The sequence below is a fragment of the Flavisolibacter nicotianae genome (assembly GCF_003628535.1).
In the GTDB taxonomy this organism is placed as follows: domain Bacteria; phylum Bacteroidota; class Bacteroidia; order Chitinophagales; family Chitinophagaceae; genus Flavisolibacter; species Flavisolibacter nicotianae.
Genome location: NZ_RBCI01000003.1, coordinates 537,772 through 556,697, shown reverse-complemented (window position 1 = coordinate 556,697; position 18,926 = coordinate 537,772). Strand labels below are relative to the sequence as shown.

General features: G+C 51.0%; 14 protein-coding genes. 5 read left to right on the top strand and 9 right to left on the bottom strand.

What is annotated here, in order from left to right; all coding sequences use genetic code 11:
- Positions 1–154: 154 nt before the first annotated feature.
- Positions 155–1,768: an alkaline phosphatase PafA gene (pafA, locus tag D6024_RS10800; RefSeq protein WP_121354598.1), complete on the bottom strand. Its 1,614-nt coding sequence runs from the start codon at positions 1,766–1,768 to the stop codon at positions 155–157.
- An 88-nt stretch (positions 1,769–1,856) separates the two neighbouring features.
- Here pafA and D6024_RS10795 point away from each other — a divergent pair, with 88 nt between their 5' ends.
- From D6024_RS10795 to D6024_RS10785, 3 genes are all read left to right on the top strand, one after another.
- Positions 1,857–2,681 carry a nuclear transport factor 2 family protein gene (locus D6024_RS10795; RefSeq protein ID WP_121354597.1) on the top strand — a complete coding sequence of 275 codons (825 nt, stop codon included), beginning with the start codon at positions 1,857–1,859 and terminating at the stop codon, positions 2,679–2,681.
- Between the two features lie 268 nt (positions 2,682–2,949).
- Positions 2,950–4,209: an aminotransferase class I/II-fold pyridoxal phosphate-dependent enzyme gene (locus D6024_RS10790; protein ID WP_121354596.1), complete on the top strand. Its 1,260-nt coding sequence runs from the start codon at positions 2,950–2,952 to the stop codon at positions 4,207–4,209.
- A 358-nt stretch (positions 4,210–4,567) separates the two neighbouring features.
- The gene (locus tag D6024_RS10785; protein ID WP_121354595.1) at positions 4,568–5,293 is read left to right on the top strand and encodes an OB-fold protein; all 726 of its coding nucleotides are present in this window, start codon (positions 4,568–4,570) and stop codon (positions 5,291–5,293) included.
- 441 nt (positions 5,294–5,734) lie between these two features.
- Here D6024_RS10785 and D6024_RS10780 read toward each other — a convergent pair whose 3' ends face one another.
- The gene (locus tag D6024_RS10780) at positions 5,735–7,900 is read right to left on the bottom strand and encodes a carbohydrate binding family 9 domain-containing protein (RefSeq protein ID WP_394338462.1); all 2,166 of its coding nucleotides are present in this window, start codon (positions 7,898–7,900) and stop codon (positions 5,735–5,737) included.
- A 250-nt stretch (positions 7,901–8,150) separates the two neighbouring features.
- Here D6024_RS10780 and D6024_RS10775 point away from each other — a divergent pair, with 250 nt between their 5' ends.
- Positions 8,151–9,416: a metal-dependent hydrolase family protein gene (locus tag D6024_RS10775; RefSeq protein ID WP_121354593.1), complete on the top strand. Its 1,266-nt coding sequence runs from the start codon at positions 8,151–8,153 to the stop codon at positions 9,414–9,416.
- Between the two features lie 58 nt (positions 9,417–9,474).
- Here the strand turns inward: D6024_RS10775 and hisB are convergent, their stop codons facing one another.
- From hisB to D6024_RS10740, 7 genes are all read right to left on the bottom strand, one after another.
- Positions 9,475–10,614 carry a bifunctional histidinol-phosphatase/imidazoleglycerol-phosphate dehydratase HisB gene (gene hisB, locus D6024_RS10770; RefSeq protein ID WP_121354592.1) on the bottom strand — a complete coding sequence of 380 codons (1,140 nt, stop codon included), beginning with the start codon at positions 10,612–10,614 and terminating at the stop codon, positions 9,475–9,477.
- Positions 10,615–10,619: 5 nt separating this feature from the next.
- On the bottom strand, positions 10,620–11,060 hold the full coding sequence (locus D6024_RS10765; protein WP_121354591.1) for a c-type cytochrome: 441 nt from the start codon (positions 11,058–11,060) through the stop codon (positions 10,620–10,622).
- Positions 11,061–11,063: 3 nt separating this feature from the next.
- On the bottom strand, positions 11,064–12,305 hold the full coding sequence (locus D6024_RS10760; protein WP_121354590.1) for a PQQ-dependent sugar dehydrogenase: 1,242 nt from the start codon (positions 12,303–12,305) through the stop codon (positions 11,064–11,066).
- A 38-nt stretch (positions 12,306–12,343) separates the two neighbouring features.
- Positions 12,344–13,471: a histidinol-phosphate transaminase gene (gene hisC / locus D6024_RS10755; RefSeq protein WP_121354589.1), complete on the bottom strand. Its 1,128-nt coding sequence runs from the start codon at positions 13,469–13,471 to the stop codon at positions 12,344–12,346.
- Positions 13,472–13,574: 103 nt separating this feature from the next.
- Entirely contained in the window at positions 13,575–14,894 is a 1,320-nt protein-coding gene (gene hisD / locus D6024_RS10750) for a histidinol dehydrogenase (RefSeq protein ID WP_121354588.1), read from the bottom strand.
- 101 nt (positions 14,895–14,995) lie between these two features.
- On the bottom strand, positions 14,996–15,850 hold the full coding sequence (hisG, locus tag D6024_RS10745; RefSeq protein WP_121354587.1) for an ATP phosphoribosyltransferase: 855 nt from the start codon (positions 15,848–15,850) through the stop codon (positions 14,996–14,998).
- Between the two features lie 258 nt (positions 15,851–16,108).
- Positions 16,109–17,620 (bottom strand): alpha/beta hydrolase-fold protein, encoded by a 1,512-nt coding sequence (locus D6024_RS10740; protein WP_121354586.1) that lies wholly within the window; start codon positions 17,618–17,620, stop codon positions 16,109–16,111.
- 365 nt (positions 17,621–17,985) lie between these two features.
- Between D6024_RS10740 and D6024_RS10735 the strand changes: the two genes are divergently transcribed.
- Entirely contained in the window at positions 17,986–18,909 is a 924-nt protein-coding gene (locus D6024_RS10735) for an NAD-dependent epimerase/dehydratase family protein (protein WP_121354585.1), read from the top strand.
- Positions 18,910–18,926 lie beyond the last annotated feature (17 nt).

Genomic DNA, 18,926 nt, shown 5'->3' with positions numbered 1-18,926 from the left:
CGAATATACACGCTGCTCCCCCGAACAAGGCGACCCAATTGCTGTCCAGGCAAAAGAAAAATCCCCCGTCAAATGACTGGCGGAGGATTTTCGTGTCGTACAAAAGCAGGAATTTGTGCCTGGTTAGAGGCCCGGTTGAAACCGGTGCAGGCAGTTATTTTTTTACTTCGCCGATGACCGTTCCAATGCTCGCATTAGGCATTTGGATATCCAGCAGCGAGGCAACGGTGGGAGCAATATCTGTCATGTAAACTTCCCGGCTCGAACGGCCCTGTTTGATTCCCCAACCGTACCAAAGCAGCGGAATGTGTGAGTCGTACGGGTTCCACGAACCATGGGTAGTACCCCGGGAAAATCCTTCAAACCATTGCGGACGATAAATAATTTGCAAATCACCGCTCAGTTTCTGGTTATACCCGTTGACCAGCATCATCGCCAGTTTTTGCGGCAGGTTGGCGCCCGCCAGGTTTTCAAGGTCCACCACTCTTTCCACGCCGGGGTCGTTCAGCAGGTTTTCCATCACCGATTTCTTGATGGCATCCCTGTTCAGTTTTCGTGATTGAATAAATTCATTGTTCAAAAAAACCTGGTAGTTGATCAGGCTGGCGATGTAATTGCCGGGACCGAATTCCTTTTGCAGGCCATCGTTCAACAGCTTTTGCATGGCAACGGTATTGGAAAGGCCGGCGGGGATCTTGTTCTCCTCGGCAAAGCCGACGCTTTGTGCCACGCCGTGATCGGCCGTCAGGAAAAGCAGGTACTGCCCCTTGCCGATTTTGGTATCGAGATACGTGAAGAAATCTGCCAGGTCCTTATCGAGACGGAGGTAGGTATCTTCCACTTCGATGGAGTTGGGACCGAAGGTGTGGCCGATATAATCAGGCGAGGAAAAACTGACAGCAAGAAAATCCGTTACGCCTCTTGCACCGAGGTCCTCTCCTTCAATCGCGGCCTTAGCTGCGTCGGCCGTGAACGAATTGCCATATGGCGTCACACGAAACGCCGAATAACGGTAAGTTTTGAATGTATCGGTGCGGTGCTCGAAATAATTTCCACCACCCGGCAATGTGCCTTCGTAGGGCTTGGTATCGGACGTGCTTTGCACATAGGTATCGATCGGATAAAGCGTTTTCCAGCTTTTGGCCATGTACGCATCCGGAAGCTTTTTTGCATTGAGCTGCTGCATCCATTTGGGCAGGGCTTTCATGTAATAGGTGCTGGTGATCCATCCGCCTGTTGCATCGTCAAACCAATAGGCGGCACTGGCCGCATGCCCGGCCGGCAGAATGGCACCGCGGTCTTTCAGTGCAATGCCAATGGTCTTGCTTTTAAAATTGTTGCTCAGCCGCAATTCGTCTGTCACCGTCGTTGCAAACATATTTCGCGGCGACATCTCGCCGGCGACCGAGTTACTGCCAACGCTGCGAACCGTTGTATCGTCGGTACAGTAAACAACCTGGCGGCTGAACTTATCGTACCAGTTGTTGCCCACGATGCCGTGCAGGGCGGGCACGCTGCCGGTGTACACGCAGGTATGACCCGGCGCCGTGTACGTTGGTGTGTACGGAATAAAGGTGTTGTCGCAACTAAAGCCTTCACCCATGAGCCGCTTAAAGCCCCCGGCTCCATAGCGATCGGCAAACCGCAGGAGATAATCCCAGCGCATTTGGTCGACCACAATTCCTACTACCAGCTTGGGCCTGGCAGGAGACTGGGCAAAACCGCTTGTCACAATTAACAACAGAAAAGCAATGATACTCTTTCTCATTCTTTATGTTTGAAAGAACAAATGTAATGGGAGTTAACGATGCTCGTTATACGGCCCGGTTATTTTTACCAGAACAAACGATGGTCGCATGAACTATTTTTTTTCGATCTTCTTCCTGACTGCATTTTCCTCTCTTTCCCGTGCGCAGCAATCGACTGCCGACCTGCTCCAGGCAGAAAGAAATTTTGCCGCCTTTTCCGTGCAGCAGGGAACAAAAGCTGCTTTTCTACATTATGCCGACAGCGCCGGGTTGGTGTTTGAACGCGGCAAGGCAGTGAATGCCATCGCCGCCTGGAACAAAAAGCAGGACCGCCCGGGAATCCTCAACTGGCATCCTGTTTACGGTTTCATGGCAGCAGCCGGAGATCTTGGCTTCACCACCGGCCCCTGGACCTTTCAACCCAGAACCAGCAGCGACAGCGTGGTGGCAAGAGGCCAGTTCAATTCCGTGTGGCACAAGAATTCGCAGGGCGAATGGAAATTTTTGCTGGACATGGGTATCAGCAACACACCCGATTTTGCGAAAGCCACTTTCCATTTTAAGGAGGAACCAGTTCCCTTCACAGCCGGCACGGCGGAGGATTTGCAAAAAGCGGAAAACGATTTTATCCAACAAACCAAAGAAACAGGCAACAGGGCGAAAGGCTATGCCGCCGTTGTCAGCAAACAGGCGTTTCTGCTGACACGCAATGGCCACCTGCCCATCACCGAACGCAAGGACGTTGACAAACTGGTCGATGCAATGCCGGCATCAATTGTATACCAGCAGGCCGGCACCGGCATTTCAAAAAGCGGCGACCTGGGTTATGTATACGGAACCTCGGTAATCGACGGCAAAGAAGACAGTTATTTACGCATCTGGCGCCGTGAAGGCAAGGCATGGAAACTGGCGCTGGAAGTGCTTCCGTATTAAGTGCCCGGGACCGATCTAACCGCTTTTCCCTATTTTTGCGGCAATTTTCTGAACCGAGATGTTTACGGATCGCTGGGATACGGAGAAGAAACCCTCTTCCTTTATCACAAAGCAGTTGTACAAGCAGAACCCAATTAACGTCCAATTATCCCATTCATCCCACCTGTCCCGGTTCGGACAACAACCAACAACTGAAAAATGATTTGTAAACGGTTTGGCGACTGGCCCTTTGACACCAAACGCCGAACCCCAAACCCCAAACTGAACTATGGCAGACATTTTTGAACGACTCGTGAAAAACTATGGCCCACTGGGTCAGCACCGTGAAAGAGCTTATGGCTATTTTGCTTTTCCCAAACTGGAAGGCGAAATCGGCAACCGCATGAAATTCCGTGGAAAGGATGTGATTGTATGGAGCCTGAACAACTACCTCGGTTTAGCCAATCACCCCGATATCCGCAAGGCGGATGCTGATGCCGCTGCACAATTTGGCCTGGCCTACCCCATGGGTGCCCGCATGATGAGTGGCAACAGTACCTATCACGAGCAGTTGGAAAGAGAGCTGGCCGAGTTTGAAGGAAAAGAAGATGCCTGCCTGCTGAACTATGGCTACCAGGGCATGGTAAGCATTATCGACGTGCTGTGCAGCCGCCACGATGTGATCGTGTACGACGCAGAAAGCCATGCCTGCATCATCGATGGTGTACGTCTCCACCCCGGTCAGCGCTACGTTTTCAAGCACAACGACCTCGAAGATTTCGAAAAGCAAATGCAGCGGGCTTCGTCCATCATTGAAAAGCAGGGCCAGGGCGGTATCCTCGTGATTACCGAAGGCGTGTTTGGCATGGCCGGCGACCAGGGCAAGCTCAAAGAAATTATTGCACTGAAAGACAAATATGATTTCCGTATCCTGGTAGACGATGCGCACGGTTTTGGTACCCTGGGCGCCACCGGTGCTGGTGCCGGTGAAGCACAGGGCGTGCAGGACGGCATCGACCTTTACTTCTCCACCTTTGCCAAATCCATGGCATCGATCGGTGCCTTTGTAGCCGGCGATCGCAAAATCATTGACTATATCCGCTGGAACATCCGCAGCCAAATCTTTGCCAAGAGCCTTCCGATGCCCATCACGATCGGCAACCTGAAGCGACTGGAAATGCTGCGCAACCTGCCCGAAATGCGGAAGAAACTTTGGGACAATGCACTGAAGCTCCAGGCCGGCCTGAAAGAACGCGGCTTCGACATTGGCAATACCGACACGATGGTAACGCCGGTTTACATGAAAGGCGGTGTCGAAGAAGCAACCGCAATGGTAATGGACCTGCGGGAAAACTACGGTGTGTTTGCATCGGTGGTGGTGTACCCGGTTATTCCGAAGGGCCATATCATCTATCGCCTGATCCCGACCGCTTCCCATACCGACCAGGACATCGAGGATACACTGAAAGCGTTCAGTGAAACAAAAGCCAAGCTGGATGCCGGCGCCTACAAAGTAGAAGCTGTTCCGGATATGGCCGAAGCGAGATAAAGCCTCCCCGCCCTCCGGAGGAGGGAGTGGCATCGGCACAGACCCCTGCTTTTGCACGATACTTCAAAGCCTTCATCAGTCATCCTGATGGAGGCTTTTTGTTTGCCCGGCGGGGCATCGTATTCACAGAAAAAAACAAAGCTTAGCAGAAGCGATTTTTTCTTTTGTTACCGGCGAAAGAATATCGATTGTCCTTTTCTTGCGTCGCACGCTTGTACGCCGGGCATGTCTATTCAGCTTATTTGAAAACTGGCAACAACGACTTGTCCATCTCCCTATAACCCTGGCACGAAATCCTGCTTCCCAGCAATCTGCGTTGCCGCCATTCGATTATATTTGTTGGAAACGATCACGCCTAATGAAACAACTGCCATTCGTGCTCTTTGTGCTTTTTGTCTGTTCATTTTTATTTTCATCGGCACAAACGATAACCGTAAAACAGCTGTACGACGAATACCACAGCAACAGCTACAATTTTGAAAAACAGTACACCGGCAAACAGCTAACCATTCAGGGAAAGATCAGGAGCGTAAAACAGGGCATCAAGGGACTGAATGCAGCCAGCGCCGCATTTCTTACGGCCACGGGCTACGAAAACTTCGTTTCCTGCCAGTTCCCTATTGAAGATACGATTACCCTTAGCAGGCTGCACGCCGACCAGGTTGTTACGGTTACGGGTACTTGCAAGCAAGTTGTCCGCGATGCGATGGTGCTGGCCAACTGCACATTTGCAACAACTGCCGCGAAACCGGCACCCAAAAAAGATATCCCGGCCAACATTCCCTTGGGCCTCTACCACATTTACCAGGCCAATGGCAGCACGTTCGACTTCCAGTACAAATTTGTCCTGTCCAGCTATACGTCGTATTCAATCGGTGGCCAGACGGGGAATACTGTTTATGACAGCAGGAACAAAATCATTCGTTTTACTACGGGAAAGCTAAAAGGGTTTACAGGCATTTACCAACCTGTCAATCCGGATAATGAAAAAGATCCTCCTACTATCGTCATGGACGTAAAAGGTGTTCCCGACGTAACCAAACCGTACGGAAAAACCTACTTGCTGGCTTTTTACCAGCAATAAACACTTGCTATTTCAGCAGCGGTTGTTTCGCCTGGCAAGTCAGGTAAAGAAGTAAAAAATGGAATTGGTTACAGGCGCTCACCAGGCCACCAAGTCCGATGGCCTCCAGCCCGAGGCGGAGATTGAGCACCCAATTGCACAGCGGCTTAACTGCCCCTGTTGGCACCGGTTGACCGGACTTTCTTTGTAACGTTTGGTGACTTGGAAGAAGGCTTCAGGAATTTGGAACCGCTATTGCTCGCATTCTTATTGCTTCCCTGTTGCTTATTAGTTCCCTTCTTGTTGTTGTTATTGAGTATCGACATAAGTGACAAGGTTGTTTCGGTAAATATAGCGGAAGATTCGATGACAGGCGTACTTCCTTTCGACTCTGCAAATGCCGGGTGGCTGCAGGGCCGGACGGAATTTGCGAAACGCGATGCGGGTAGTAAACAACCTTCGTTACAAATTCAGCCAGTAATTCAGTTTCATCACCAGGGCACGGTTGCGTACCAAGAATGGCGAGATCAGGTAGTTATCCGTATACACAATAAACAGATCGGAGGCCGGCTTGTACCGCCACTGGAAACGGGCATTGATGTTGGTGTTTTTCTGCTGCTGGTTGTATTGAACATAGGTCGTCAAAAACAGCTTGTTGGTAAACGTTACATCAATCTTCGGTCCGACGAGCCAGAAACCGATGTTTCCCCAGGGCTTTGGCAGGTTCAACTGGTTGTAACTGGTACTGAAGGCAATATTGACGTAAGGCTGAAAGCGATACCCGATATTCCCGGCAAAGGTGAGCTTGTTACCCTCCGCATAATAGCCGCCGCTGCGTACCGAAAAATCATAGGTAAAGACACTTTGCGGCTTGGATATGTAATCGGCACCGAAGGTATTCCAGCGATGCACCGATCCTTTTTGCAGGGAGTCCTTGCCCGTGTTCGTCGGATCGAATGGAAGCAGCAACTGCACATAGTCGTTTAGCCAAACTGCCGTCAGCACACTTTTCGAACGGAAGACAAGCGAGTAAGATAACACGCTTTCGTTATCCGTCTTTTTAACGTGTTCGTCGTAATAGTAAAGTCCAGTAAACTGCGGCCCGTGCGATAAGACAGTCCCGCCTTTCGGAAAAAAGCTATAGGCGGCCTGCGGGTTGAACCGCACATAACCCTGCCGGGGAACATAGCCCACTTCGGCTTTGTAATTCCTCCCCGTGTATTCATACTGAAAGCCAAGGGTCCACCAGCGGTTGGCGAATTTGAGGTTCCCGGCCTGGGCGATGTCCCGGCCTGATTTCTCCGGTGTAAATGATTTCAGGAAGAGCAGCTTGCCCGTCCACAAATTGTTGGCAGAGGCCAGGTTGTATTCCAGGCCTGCATTCCGGTTGTATTCCGAATAGCGCGGCAGGGCCGCATTTGGATCCCACTGGTAGTGCAGCGATTGTTTGTTCACAAAAAGAAACCCGATGTTCGACCGCGAAAAAATTTTGCGCTGCAAGGCCACAACGGAAAAATTTTGTTCCGGCAACCCGGTGGCGTCCACCGCTTTGGTCTGCATGTCCATGGCGCCCAGTCGCCAGTTTTTATCCAGCTTGCCGCTCAGCCTTGCACCGGCAACAATGGGCACGCCCAGGCCGATCCGGCGGGAGAAAAAAGGCCGGATCGTTGCATAGCCGAAATTGTTGAACTGGTCGCCGTTCTCTAAAAAAAACTGCCGCTTTTCGGGAAAGAACAATTCATAGCGATCGAGGTTGGTAACCTGCTTGTCGATTTCAACCTGCGAAAAATCGGGGTTTACGGTCAGGTCAAGGTTCAGCGAAGAGGTAATGGCCACTTTGGCGTCGCCGCCAATGTTGTTGCGATACACATTGGGCCTGGCTTTTTCGTAGTCGCGGGTAATGCCTGTCAGCCCGTACGGTATCAGGGAAATGTTTGTTGGCGGAACCGTTGGCGGCACATCCCAGACCAGAGTTCCCGTATAGGCAAGAGAGGCCGTAGGAAACTGCCGCGGCACCGGTGCCCAGCTTGATTTTTCGGTTGTCTTTAAATCGTTGCGGCTAAAATTGATTCCCCAATGCGTCATGCCTTTTTTAAAGCGAAGTGTTTTGAAGGGGATTGCCATTTCCAGCACCCAGCGATCGCTGTATTGCTTCACGGCGGATGTCCACTTATTATCCCAACTCAGGTCCACGGAGCCGCCTTCGTACATCAGGCCATCCCATTGCGCACCGGCCGCGTTGGTACCAAACGCAAACCCGTTGGTGCCGTCTTCAAACGGATCGATAAACACCAGGAAATTGTCGTTCTTTCCAAATGCAAAATCCCGGCGCATCGATTCCACCATGTTCACACCCTGGGTGTAGCAAATAGCCAGCAGGTAAAGATTGTGGTTGTCATAGCGAAGCTTCACTTCCGTGAGCACCTGCGCACGGCTCGTATCCATTGGCAGCACCATAAAAAACCGGTCGGCCGTTTGCGCCGTTTGCCAGCCTTCTTCCACCAGGCCGTCGACTACGATAGCCGAAGGAGCCGGGTGAACAAAATACGCGTAGGAGGCATTTTTTTTCTGGCCAAAACAGAAACAAACCAGAACGGAGAACAGGAAAACAAGCGATCGTTTTTTCACAGCTTTCATTATACGTTCAAAAAAAAGACAAGGATGTAAAGCAATGAAATATCTGCATTTTTTTTGAAGCACCCTATAAAAAACAGCCGGGAAACCTGCAAGGTTCTCAAACGGGCCAAACCTGCAATGCCACATTCGCTAGCCGCAACCGGGGCAAACGACTACAGAACGCTGTTTGCGACCCGGCACAGCGCAAGTTCTTTCAAGCTCCTCACCGCAGGCAAAACCGCATTTCGCCTATCTTCAATTTATGAAACCTGTCTTCTTTTCCCTGCTCCTGTTTTTCGCAGGCACTGCATTCGCCCAAAGCGACAGCTTCTATTTGCTAAAGCCCGACCGTGTGTTCGATGGCGAAGCGATGCACAACGAGTGGGTGGTACTGGTGCATGGCAACAAGATCGAAGCCGCCGGTCCAATGGTGTTCAAACTGCCGGCTGAAACAAGAGTGATCGACCTGAAAGGCGCCACGCTTCTTCCCGGTTTGATCGAAGGCCATTCTCACCTCTTTCTGCATCCCTATAACGAAGTTTCGTGGAACGACCAGGTGCTGCGGGAAAGCCGTGCCGAACGCACGGCAAGAGCGGTCAACCATGCCAGGGCAACACTGCTTGCCGGCTTTACCACGGTGCGTGATTTGGGAACCGAAGGCGCCCTATACGATGATGCGGGTTTGAAAAAAGCCATTGAAAAAGGTGTGGTACCCGGGCCACGGATGATCGTGGCCACAAGAGCGATTGTGGCAAAAGGGACCTATGGCCCCAACTACGGCAACCCCGACCTGGATCTGCCGCAGGGGGCCGAGGAAGTGGCGGGCATAGAAGAATTGTCTAATGCCGTTCGTACACAAATTGGCAAAGGTGCGGACGTGGTAAAGATCTATGCAGACTACCGCTGGGGGCTAAACGGAAAAGCCGCTCCCACCTTCAGTAGCGAAGCTATTGCGTGGGCGGTGGGCATAGCCAAAAGCGGCGGTCGACAGGTGGTAACGCATGCGTCTACCAAAGAAGGCATGCGCCGAAGCGCTTTGGCCGGTGTATCCACGATCGAACATGGCGACGAAGGCGACGAAGAAATTTTTCGCCTGATGAAAGAAAAAGGTGTTGCGTTTTGCCCTACGCTGGCGGCCGGTGATGCAGTGCTGCAATACGGCGGCTGGAAAAAAGGTGTTGATCCCGAACCGGCACGGATCGCGGCAAAGAAAAAAAGTTTCCAGGCGGCGGTCAAAACCGGGGTGACCATCTGTATGGGCGGTGACGTTGGCGTGTACACGCATGGTGACAATGCACGGGAAATGGAACTGATGGTGGAATACGGCATGAAACCCCTGGAAGTGCTGAAATCCGCGACCTCAGTGAATGCCGATGTTTTTGGATATGGCGATCAATTCGGCAGAGTTAAGAAAGGTCTGCTGGCAGATATCATTGCAGTGCAAGGAGACCCTTCTGTGGATATCAAAACCATCCGGAAAACCAGGCTTGTGATGAAGGACGGGAAAATCTTTAGAGTTATTGAATGACAAATGTTGAATGATAAATGTTTTCAATAAAACATTTATCATTCAACATTCAACATTTCTATAAAACGCCTTTCGTGCTTGGCAAATAATTCTTCAGCGGATCCTTCTTTACTGCCATCTTAATGGCCTTGGCAAAGGCCTTAAAGATCGCTTCGATCTTGTGATGCTCGTTCTCTCCCCTGCACTCCACATTCAGGTTGCATTTTGCAGCATCGGAAAACGATTTGAAAAAATGAAAGAACATTTCCGTTGGCATGTCGCCGACCTTTTCGCGGCTGAAGGATGTATTCCAAACAATCCAGTTACGGCCACCAAAATCAATCAGCACCTTTGCTTCCGCTTCATCCATGGGTAAGGCAAAACCATACCGTTCGATGCCACGCTTGTCGCCCAGCGCTTTGGCAATGGCTTCCCCTAAGGCGATCCCGGTATCTTCAATGGTGTGGTGCTCGTCGATGTGCAGGTCGCCCTTTGCTTCAATGCGAAGATCAATCAATCCATGGCGGGCAATCTGGTCGAGCATGTGGTCGAAAAAGCCAAGCCCCGTGTGAATGCTGGCCTTGCCGCTTCCATCAAGATTGACTTCGATGGCAATCTCCGTTTCGGACGTTTTCCGCACATGCTTTACCACGCGGTTTTCCTTTTTCAAAAAGGTATAAATGTCTTTCCAGTGCGTTGTTTCCAGCGCCACGGTAGGACGTAGTGCGTCCAGGCTGTCCTTCACTTCGCCGGCGCCAAGGTCCGGGTGATTGTTCAACCAGATAGCCTTGCAGCCAAGGTTCTTTGCCAGTTGCACGTCGGTAATGCGGTCGCCGATCACATATGAATTGGGTATGTCGTAATCGGGGTTATTCAGGTAAGCGGTAAACATGCCGATGCCCGGCTTGCGGGTAGGAAGATGGTCTTCCGGAAAACTCCTGTCGATCAGTTCTTCCCTGAAGAAAACGCCTTCGTTATTGAAGGTGGTGATCACCAAGTTGTGCGCAGGCCAGAAATCCCGTTCAGGAAACTTGTCCGTGCCGAGACCATCCTGGTTCGAAACCAGCACCAGCTCATAGTCCATCTCTTCGGCAATCTTCCCCAGGTATTTCAGGGCAAAGGGGTAAAACGTCACTTTTTCCAAACTATCGATCTGGTACAACGGCGGATACTCTTTGATCATGGTTCCGTCCCTGTCGACAAACAAACATCTTTTCACGTCTCTTATTTAGTTTTTGCTCTTACCACTTTTACTTCGGCCGGTGTGACCATGCTCGCCTTGTTGCCAAAACTGTTGCGCACAAAACTGAGCACGTCGGCAATTTGCTGGTCGGTCAGTTGCGCCTGTGCCGGCATGGTGTTGTGAAACGTATCACCGTCGATTTCCACCTTGCCCTGCGACCCTTTCAATACCTGCTGGATCAGCACAGTTTTGGGGCCCAGCACCCATTTTGTTTTGATCAGCGGCGGGTTCATGTTGGGCACACCCGAACCGTCGGCCTGGTGACAGGACAAACAAAACTGGCTGTAAACAGTCTTGCCCCTGTCGATTGAAACGGTTGTCAAGCTGCCGGTTTTTGCACGGGCTTTTGGCTGGGGCTTTTTTGCCTGTGCAAAAAGCAGTACGGGGAAAAACAGGCAGGCAACGAAAATTACTTTGGTCATTCCTTATTTTTTGTAGCTGATTTTCCAGATCGTTCCTTTCACGTCATCCGAAACATAGAGCGAGCCATCGGGTCCCTGTGCCAGTCCGCACGGACGATAGACGGCCTGTCCCGGCGATGTGATGTTTTCCTTTCCGGCAAAGCCGTTGGCAAATACTTCCCAGTCGCCGGAGGGCTTGCCATCCTTGAAGGGAACAAAGACCACGAAAAATCCTTTTTGATTGAGCGGGGTGCGATTCCAGGAACCATGGAAGGCAACGAATGCACCATTTTTGTAACGGTCGGGGAACTGGCTGCCGGTGTAAAACAACAAGCCGTTCGGCGCCATGTGGCCGGGAAAGCCGATCACCGGCGGCTTCACATCTGCACAACGTCCTACTTTTTTTCCATCACCACCGTATTCGGGATTCAGTACTTTCTTGGCCTCGAACTGGTTGTAAAAGCAATAAGGCCAGCCAAAATTGTCGCCGGCTTTTGACACCTCCAGCATTTCTTCTGCCGGCAGTTCCACCGCGATCGAGTCGGGGAAAATTTTGTAATCCTGCAAGCCGTCGCGGCCATGCTGCATGGCAAACAGTGTATTGGTAGCCGTGTTCCAATCGAGACCCACAACGTTGCGGATACCGGTTGCATAGCGAACACCTTCGGCGTACGACTGGTTTTGCTTGTCGGCCTTGAACTGCCAGATGCCGCCTGCAATTTCCAGCAGCGGGCAGGGGTCCTGGCCCGGCGCCCCTGTCACACGGTCCTGGCCCTGGCAGGCATTGGACGGCGCACCGATATTGACATAAAGATTGCCTGCATTATCGAGTGTAATGGATTTCGAATTGTGTTGGCCGCGGTCAACCAAATCTTTTACGATTGTTTCCGGGTGGGCAACATCCGGCTCCGTTCCATTCATTTTGTAACGAAAGACACCGGTGTTGGAAGACGCATAAAGATAGCCGCCTTTCAACGCGATACCGGTGCCAACGTAATTGCCAAAACCGGTTGTGTCGTCTATTTTGCCATCACCGTTCTTATCACGCAGGCGAAGAATGCCATTGCCGTTTTTCAGCCGTTCCAGCCTGACGTAAATGTCGCCGTTGCTGTTCACGGCCAGGTGACGGGCCCTGCCCAGGCTTTTTGCCATCACTGTCGAAGAAAAACCTGCGGGAAGCGAAATACTCACATCCGTTGTTGGTTTTTGCGCACTGCCTGCAGCGGCAAGCGCAAAAGCAACCATTAAAAACAAAACCTTTTTCATATGTCTTTGTCTGATTTGTATGGAGGAATAAATGTACGTTACGCCGATTGAAAACTGCGCATCGCAGTAATGAGATCCAGGTTTTCCCGCTCGGTGCCCACCGTGATGCGCAGGCAACCTTCGCATAACAACACATTGTTCCGGTTGCGTACGATGATGCCCTTGTCCCGCAGGTAAGAATAGATCGCATTGGCATCCGACACTTTCACCAGCAGGAAATTCGCATCGGAAGGAAACACGTTTTGCACGCAGGCCGTGTTGTTCAATTCCTTCACCAGTTCTTCCCGCAGTTTGATCGTTTCCCGGATCATCGTGTTCACATCCTCCAGGTTGTCCAACGCTTTCAGTGCCAGTTCCTGGGTTGCCTGGTTGATGTTGTACGGCGGCTTGATCTTGTTGAGAATGTCCACGATCTCCTTCGACGCGAAGATCATCCCCAGGCGCAATGCAGCGAGTCCCCAGGCCTTCGAAAAAGTTTGCATCACCACCAGGTTCGGGTAATCTTTCAGTTCCGTGGCAAACGAACGAAGCTTGCTGTAGTTGATGTAGGCTTCATCCACCACAACGATCCCGTCAAAATTGTTCAGCACCATTTCAATGTCTTCGCGGTCCAGGCTATTGCCGGTGGGGTTGTTGGGCGAACAGAAAAAAATGATCTTGGTGTGCGCATCCACCGCACCTTCCAGCGCCTCCAGGTCAAGCTGGTACGCCGTCGTTAACGGCACCTCTTTGACCGGCACATCGTTGATGTGGGCATAGACTTCGTACATGCCGTAGGTGGGCGGACAAATGATAATGTTGTCCCGTTGGGGATCGCAAAACGCACGGATCAGCAGGTCGATGCATTCGTCGCTGCCGTTGCCGAGAAGCATGTTTTCCGCCTCCACTTTTTTGATGGCAGCCATCTTGCGCTTGACATCCCATTGCAGCGGATCGGGATAACGGTTATACCACTTCGTGAGCGGTGAACCGAAGCTGTTTTCATTGGCGTCCAAAAAAACACTGGCGCTTCCACTGAATTCGCTACGGGCCGATGAATACGGCTTCAGTTTTTTAATATTTTCCCTGACAAGGCGATCCAAGCCCCCCCACCCCCCAAGGGGGGATTGGCCGGGCTGCGAAGCCTCGCCTTTCGACGTTTCTTTATTTGGATTATCAGTTTGCATAATTGATCTTAATTTTTTGTACTTAGCGGCAGCGCTACGATCATCGTCTGTTGCGTCGCACACTTCGGCGTTCAGAACAAAATTGAGCAAGAGACGCCTTTGCTTAAGCAGGGCGCTGTGCCCCAGCCTCTCCCTCCTTTGGAGTCGGTGGGGCCAGTCTAACCTTCACCGCGTTGGCATGCGCATCCAGCCCTTCCGCTTCCGCCATGTGTATGACGGTGGATGCAATGTTTTGCAGTCCTTTCGCCGAAAGTTTTTGATAGGTGATCTTCTTGACAAAGCTATCCACACTCACGCCGCTATAGGCCCTGGCAAAACCGTTGGTCGGCAGGGTATGGTTGGTTCCGCTGGCATAATCACCCACACTTTCCGGCGAATAATTCCCAATGAAAACCGAACCGGCGTTGGTAATTTCTTCGGCAATTTCATCTGCATCGGCACAACTGATGATCAGGTGCTCGGCGGCATATTCGTTAACCATCGCGATGGCTTCGGCCTTGCTTTTCACCACGATCGCCTTGCTGTTTGCCAGGGCTTTTTCCGCCATATCCTTTCGACTCAACATGGCCAACTGTTTAGCAAGTTCTTTTTGCACGGCCTCAATCACCGTTTCGTCGGTGGTCACCAACAGCACCTGGCTATCCACGCCATGTTCGGCCTGCGACAACAAATCCGCTGCCACAAACGCCGCACAGGCGGTTTGATCGGCCATCACGCAAACTTCGCTTGGTCCCGCCGGCATGTCGATGGCGATGCCCTGCATCTGCACCAGTTGTTTGGCGGCCGTGACATATTGATTGCCCGGGCCGAAAATTTTGTACACCGCCGGAACGGTTTCTGTTCCGAAGGCCATCGCAGCGATGGCTTGCGCACCACCGATTTTGAACACTTTGGTAATGCCGGTTACCTGCGCAGCGTAAAGAATAGCCGGGTGAAGGTTTCCTTCCTTATCGCAAGGCGAGCAGAGAACGACCTCCCTGCAGCCGGCCAGTTTCGCGGGAATGGCCAGCATCAGCACTGTCGAAAACAGCGGTGCGGTACCGCCCGGGATATACAATCCGACCTTTTCAATCCCAACACTTTTGCGCCAGCACGCAATGCCGGGCATGGTTTCGCTGACGCTTATGCCGCCTGCCTGTTGCTGATGAAAAGATTCAATATTCTGCATTGCCTGCCCGATGGCCGCTTTCAGGTCTTCTGACAGCCTGCTCGCTGCCGCATTGATTTCGTCTTCGGAAACGGCAAAATGATCAGGCGAAACACCCGTGAATTTTTCGGTCAATTGCCGCACGGCAGGGTCTCCCCCTTCTTTCACCTCTGCCAGGATTCCCTGCACCGACTGCAGCACCGCTGTATTGTCTGCGTAAGGCCGCTGTAGCAGCGTTTGCCAGTCTTTGCGTTCAGGATATTTGATTACCTGCATGTCTGTTATTTTGACGAACAGCCATCGGGCTGTCACTTATTCTGTTTTAGTTCACCGGTTTTGCAGCCCCGGAGGTTTTCAAATCCTCCGGGTTTGCAACCTTATATAATCATTTTTTCGATCGGCACGACCAGGATGCCTTGTGCCCCGGCCTTTCGCAACGCTTCAATCTTTTCCCAGAACTCGTCTTCCGGCAACACGCTGTGCACCGAACTCCACTCGCCGTTTGCCAGCGGCAGCACCGTCGGACTTTTCATTCCCGGTAAAAGGTCAATGATTTGTTGCAGCGAACTATTGGGGGCATTTAGCAAAACATACTTGTTGTTTTTCGCTTTACGAACAGCTCGGATGCGAAAAACCAGCTGGTCCAGAATCTTCTGCTGTTCGTCGTTCAGGCTTTTGTTGCGTACCAAAACGGCTTGGCTTTTCAGGATGGATTGTACTTCCTGCAGCCCGTTCATAAACAAAGTTGACCCACTGCTCACCAGGTCGCACACGGCATCGGCAAGGCCGATCCCCGGTGCCAGTTCCACCGAACCACTGATCTCGTGAATTTCGGCCTTGATATGGTTGTCATCGAGGAAGCGCTGGGTTAAAACGGGATAGCTCGTTGCGATTTTTTTCCCTTCCAGGAAAGAGGGTGAACTGTACGCATCCGTTTTCTTCACTGCGATAGAAAGCCTGCATTTGCCAAATCCCAGCATCTCCACGATCTCGGCTTCCTTGTCCTTTTCAAACAGCACGTTTTCGCCGACAATCCCGATATGCGCCACGCCGTCTTCTACGTACTGCGGGATATCGTCATCGCGTAAAAAATACACTTCCAGGGGAAAGTTTTCGGCCACGGCCCGTAGCTGGTTGTTGCCGCTTTTTACGGCAATGCCACAGTCGTTCAGCAGCTTGATACTGTCCTCGTGCAGCCTGCCGGATTTTTGAATCGCTAATTTCAGGTTCATACGTAAAAATTAAAAGGCCTACCGCGTGGTAAGCCTTTGGTTTATTTATGACATAAAACATCACAGCTTACCGGGCCGGCAACGCATGATGATGAGTATGTACAGTTTTATTCATTGAGCCGCAAAAATAAGGGGGGATGAAAAAGGAAACAAATGTTTTTTGCCCGGTTATGCCAACCGAAAGTAGTGGCGTTGGAAAAGGTTTGAACAGGGATCGCCAATTTCAAACGGCACCGCTTACGACAGAACAAAGCTGCTTTATTTCTTTACATGTGCTTTAAACGTTCCATTTGGCTGAACAGACGTAAAACCAAGAACACTGTCCCCGTCCGTATGAAAATGAACCTCATACCCACTCATATTTTTAACAGTGAATGTATCACGCGAAAAGGGCACTAATTGAAAGAGCCCTTCCCCCGGCACCTCTGCCCACAAAGCATCCTCTTTTACCCGCAGCGTAATGGTAACCGCGACGCTATCCATATTGAACACGCCTGCATATTTCTGCAACTCCCTTGCGCTCAGTTTAAACCCTTCTTTGCCTTCAAGAACATTTAATTTTTGCCGGGTGTAGGCATAGTCCTTTATCGTCAACGCTTTTTGGTAACTGGCAATGGCACGAAGCGTATCTTTTTGCGCGGCAAGCAGGTCGCCGTAGGAGTCATAAACATTGTTGCTGTTGGGATAGTTTTCAATGTTCATCTGGAAGACCGCAGCAGCTTTTTTGTATTGTTGTTTACTCATCGCATCATAACCCATTGCATTAATCAGCAGCTCGGGCGGCGAAACTTTATACCCCATTTTTTTCGAGACCCATTCGTAGTGATTTTTTAACTTCTTTACGAAGGCATCCGTCGAATCGGAAAAATCTTTGGCTGTCAGGTTCATCCGGTAGTAATCAAAAATAAACCGCAAGCCATCATATTCACTTGCGAGAGGCACGGAACCGTGGCTATCCTCTTTGTAGTAACGGCTCGTATACGTCAACCCATTCTGCACATTTGTCCTGATGAATTTATCAAGCGCAAAGATGGAACGGATATGCCTTGTATCCGAGGTCGTATCTTTTTTCAGTTGCGCCAGGGTCATGCCCTCGGGCATGGTATTGGCGATGCCAACATACAGCCGGATGCCTTGGTAATTTTTTTCTGTCAATTTCTTTTCAACCGCAGAAAGGAAGCGTTCGCGATCATACCACATACTTGGGTCAATGGCCACATAGGCATTGAACAAATTCGCATGGTTGGCCAACGCATTCATCACCGTTAATCCGCCAAAAGAATGCCCCACCAACACCTTGTATGGTGCAGCCGGGTAAAGCGTTTCAACATGCGGCATCAGTTCTTTTTCAATAAAGGCCAGAAAGTTTTCGCCACCGCCGGATGATTTGGAGAAAACGCTGTCCAACATTGGCGGATCACTGGTTACATGCGTTGGTGTCAGATCCCTTGTCCTGTCGGTATTTGGAATGCCAACGATGATCATCTCCGGCAACACGGTGTTGCCGTTTGACTGGCTTAACTGTTGCACCAAACCGGTCACCGAAGGAAAATGTGCATCGCCGTCAAGCAGGTAAAGCACCGGGTATCGCTTGCCGGGATCACGATCCCCGGAAGTCATATCAGGCGTGTAGATCCAGATTTTGCGCGGCTCATGTAAAATGTTCGAGTAGACACTATCAATTTTTCCAATGACGATTTTGTTGTCGAGTTGCGCCTTGGAAGAAAAGGTTAGCAGGGCGACAAGAACAAGCAGGACGAATTTTCTCATAGCAATGATTTTCGAATCGTTGTTTAATTTAAAGAAAAATGCGCAATCATTCTGCCACTAAAAACAACCCGTATGAACTGGCTGCCACTTTCTGTTGGCCCCTTTGGCCAACTTCCCTTATGAAGTGAGCAGGATCGTAAAGACAGACCGGCGGCTATCGTGGACCATGCATCAAAGAATCTATCACTGAAACATGCCATGCGGCCCGCCAAAAATGCCGGTGCTGAAATCCTTTACGGTTACAACTAGTGCCCCGTATAAACGGCTATTCGTGTTTGCAAATTCCGTATACGACCAGTTCCAGTTCTCCCCTATTGATTTCAACCGCACCTTTGTGCTGAACGAAATCACCAAAACCTTTTTTTATGCAAGTCATCCTGGGCGGTGGCGGCGCCATCGGAAACGAATTGGCCAAAGCCCTGAAAGCTTACACACCCGACATCCGCATTGTAAGCCGTACGCCGCAAAAAGTTTTTGAAGACGACGAAACCGTTGCCGCCGACCTGACGGATGCAACGGCGGTCAACAGGGCTGTGGCTGGTGCCAGCGTGGTTTACCTCGTTGCCGGTCTGCCCTATAAGCTCCGTGTATGGCAGGAGCAATGGCCGCAGATCATGCGAAACGTCATTGAAGCCTGCAAGCAGCACAGCGCAAAACTGGTCTTCTTCGACAATATTTACCTCTACGATGAAAAAAGCGTTGGGCGCTTAACCGAAACCTCACCCGTAAATCCGCCAAGTAAAAAAGGAAAAGTCAGGGCGGCCATTGCGCAACTGCTCCTGGACGAAGTAAAACAAGGTGGTCTCACCGCAATGATCGTCCGCGCAGCCGATTTTTACGGTCCCGGCATCAACACCAGCATGCTGCAGGAAACCGTGTACAAACCGTTGAAAAAAGGCAAGGCGGCCATGTGGATGGGCAACCGTTCCCGCATCCACTCGTTCACGTACACACCCGATGCCGCAAAGGCAACAGCACTCCTGGGCAATACACCCGATGCGTACAACCAGGTTTGGCACCTGCCGACGAGCGGGGAGAAACTGACCGGGACAGACTGGATCAACCTGTTTGCCGAAAACATGCACGTAAAGAACAAGGCAATGACCGTTTCAACACCGATGCTTCGCGTACTGGGACTGTTTAACCCGTTGATGAAAGAAATGGTGGAAATGATGTACCAGAACAACCAGGACTACTATTTCGACAGTTCGAAATTTCAAACCCGTTTTCCTGATTTCACCGTCACGCCCTACAAAGAGGGTGTCAAAGAAATCATTGCGGCCGGGTAAAAGGAAAGCCGCTGTTC

What these genes read in the sequence shown, in the direction of transcription:
- pafA (WP_121354598.1), bottom strand. Translation starts at nt 1,768, where the DNA reads ATGAGAAAGAGTATCATTGCTTTTCTGTTGTTAATTGTGACAAGCGGT.
- D6024_RS10795 (WP_121354597.1), top strand. Translation starts at nt 1,857, where the DNA reads ATGAACTATTTTTTTTCGATCTTCTTCCTGACTGCATTTTCCTCTCTT.
- D6024_RS10790 (WP_121354596.1), top strand. Translation starts at nt 2,950, where the DNA reads ATGGCAGACATTTTTGAACGACTCGTGAAAAACTATGGCCCACTGGGT.
- D6024_RS10785 (WP_121354595.1), top strand. Translation starts at nt 4,568, where the DNA reads ATGAAACAACTGCCATTCGTGCTCTTTGTGCTTTTTGTCTGTTCATTT.
- D6024_RS10775 (WP_121354593.1), top strand. Translation starts at nt 8,151, where the DNA reads ATGAAACCTGTCTTCTTTTCCCTGCTCCTGTTTTTCGCAGGCACTGCA.
- D6024_RS10765 (WP_121354591.1), bottom strand. Translation starts at nt 11,060, where the DNA reads ATGACCAAAGTAATTTTCGTTGCCTGCCTGTTTTTCCCCGTACTGCTT.
- D6024_RS10760 (WP_121354590.1), bottom strand. Translation starts at nt 12,305, where the DNA reads ATGAAAAAGGTTTTGTTTTTAATGGTTGCTTTTGCGCTTGCCGCTGCA.
- hisC (WP_121354589.1), bottom strand. Translation starts at nt 13,471, where the DNA reads ATGCAAACTGATAATCCAAATAAAGAAACGTCGAAAGGCGAGGCTTCG.
- hisD (WP_121354588.1), bottom strand. Translation starts at nt 14,894, where the DNA reads ATGCAGGTAATCAAATATCCTGAACGCAAAGACTGGCAAACGCTGCTA.
- hisG (WP_121354587.1), bottom strand. Translation starts at nt 15,850, where the DNA reads ATGAACCTGAAATTAGCGATTCAAAAATCCGGCAGGCTGCACGAGGAC.
- D6024_RS10740 (WP_121354586.1), bottom strand. Translation starts at nt 17,620, where the DNA reads ATGAGAAAATTCGTCCTGCTTGTTCTTGTCGCCCTGCTAACCTTTTCT.
- D6024_RS10735 (WP_121354585.1), top strand. Translation starts at nt 17,986, where the DNA reads ATGCAAGTCATCCTGGGCGGTGGCGGCGCCATCGGAAACGAATTGGCC.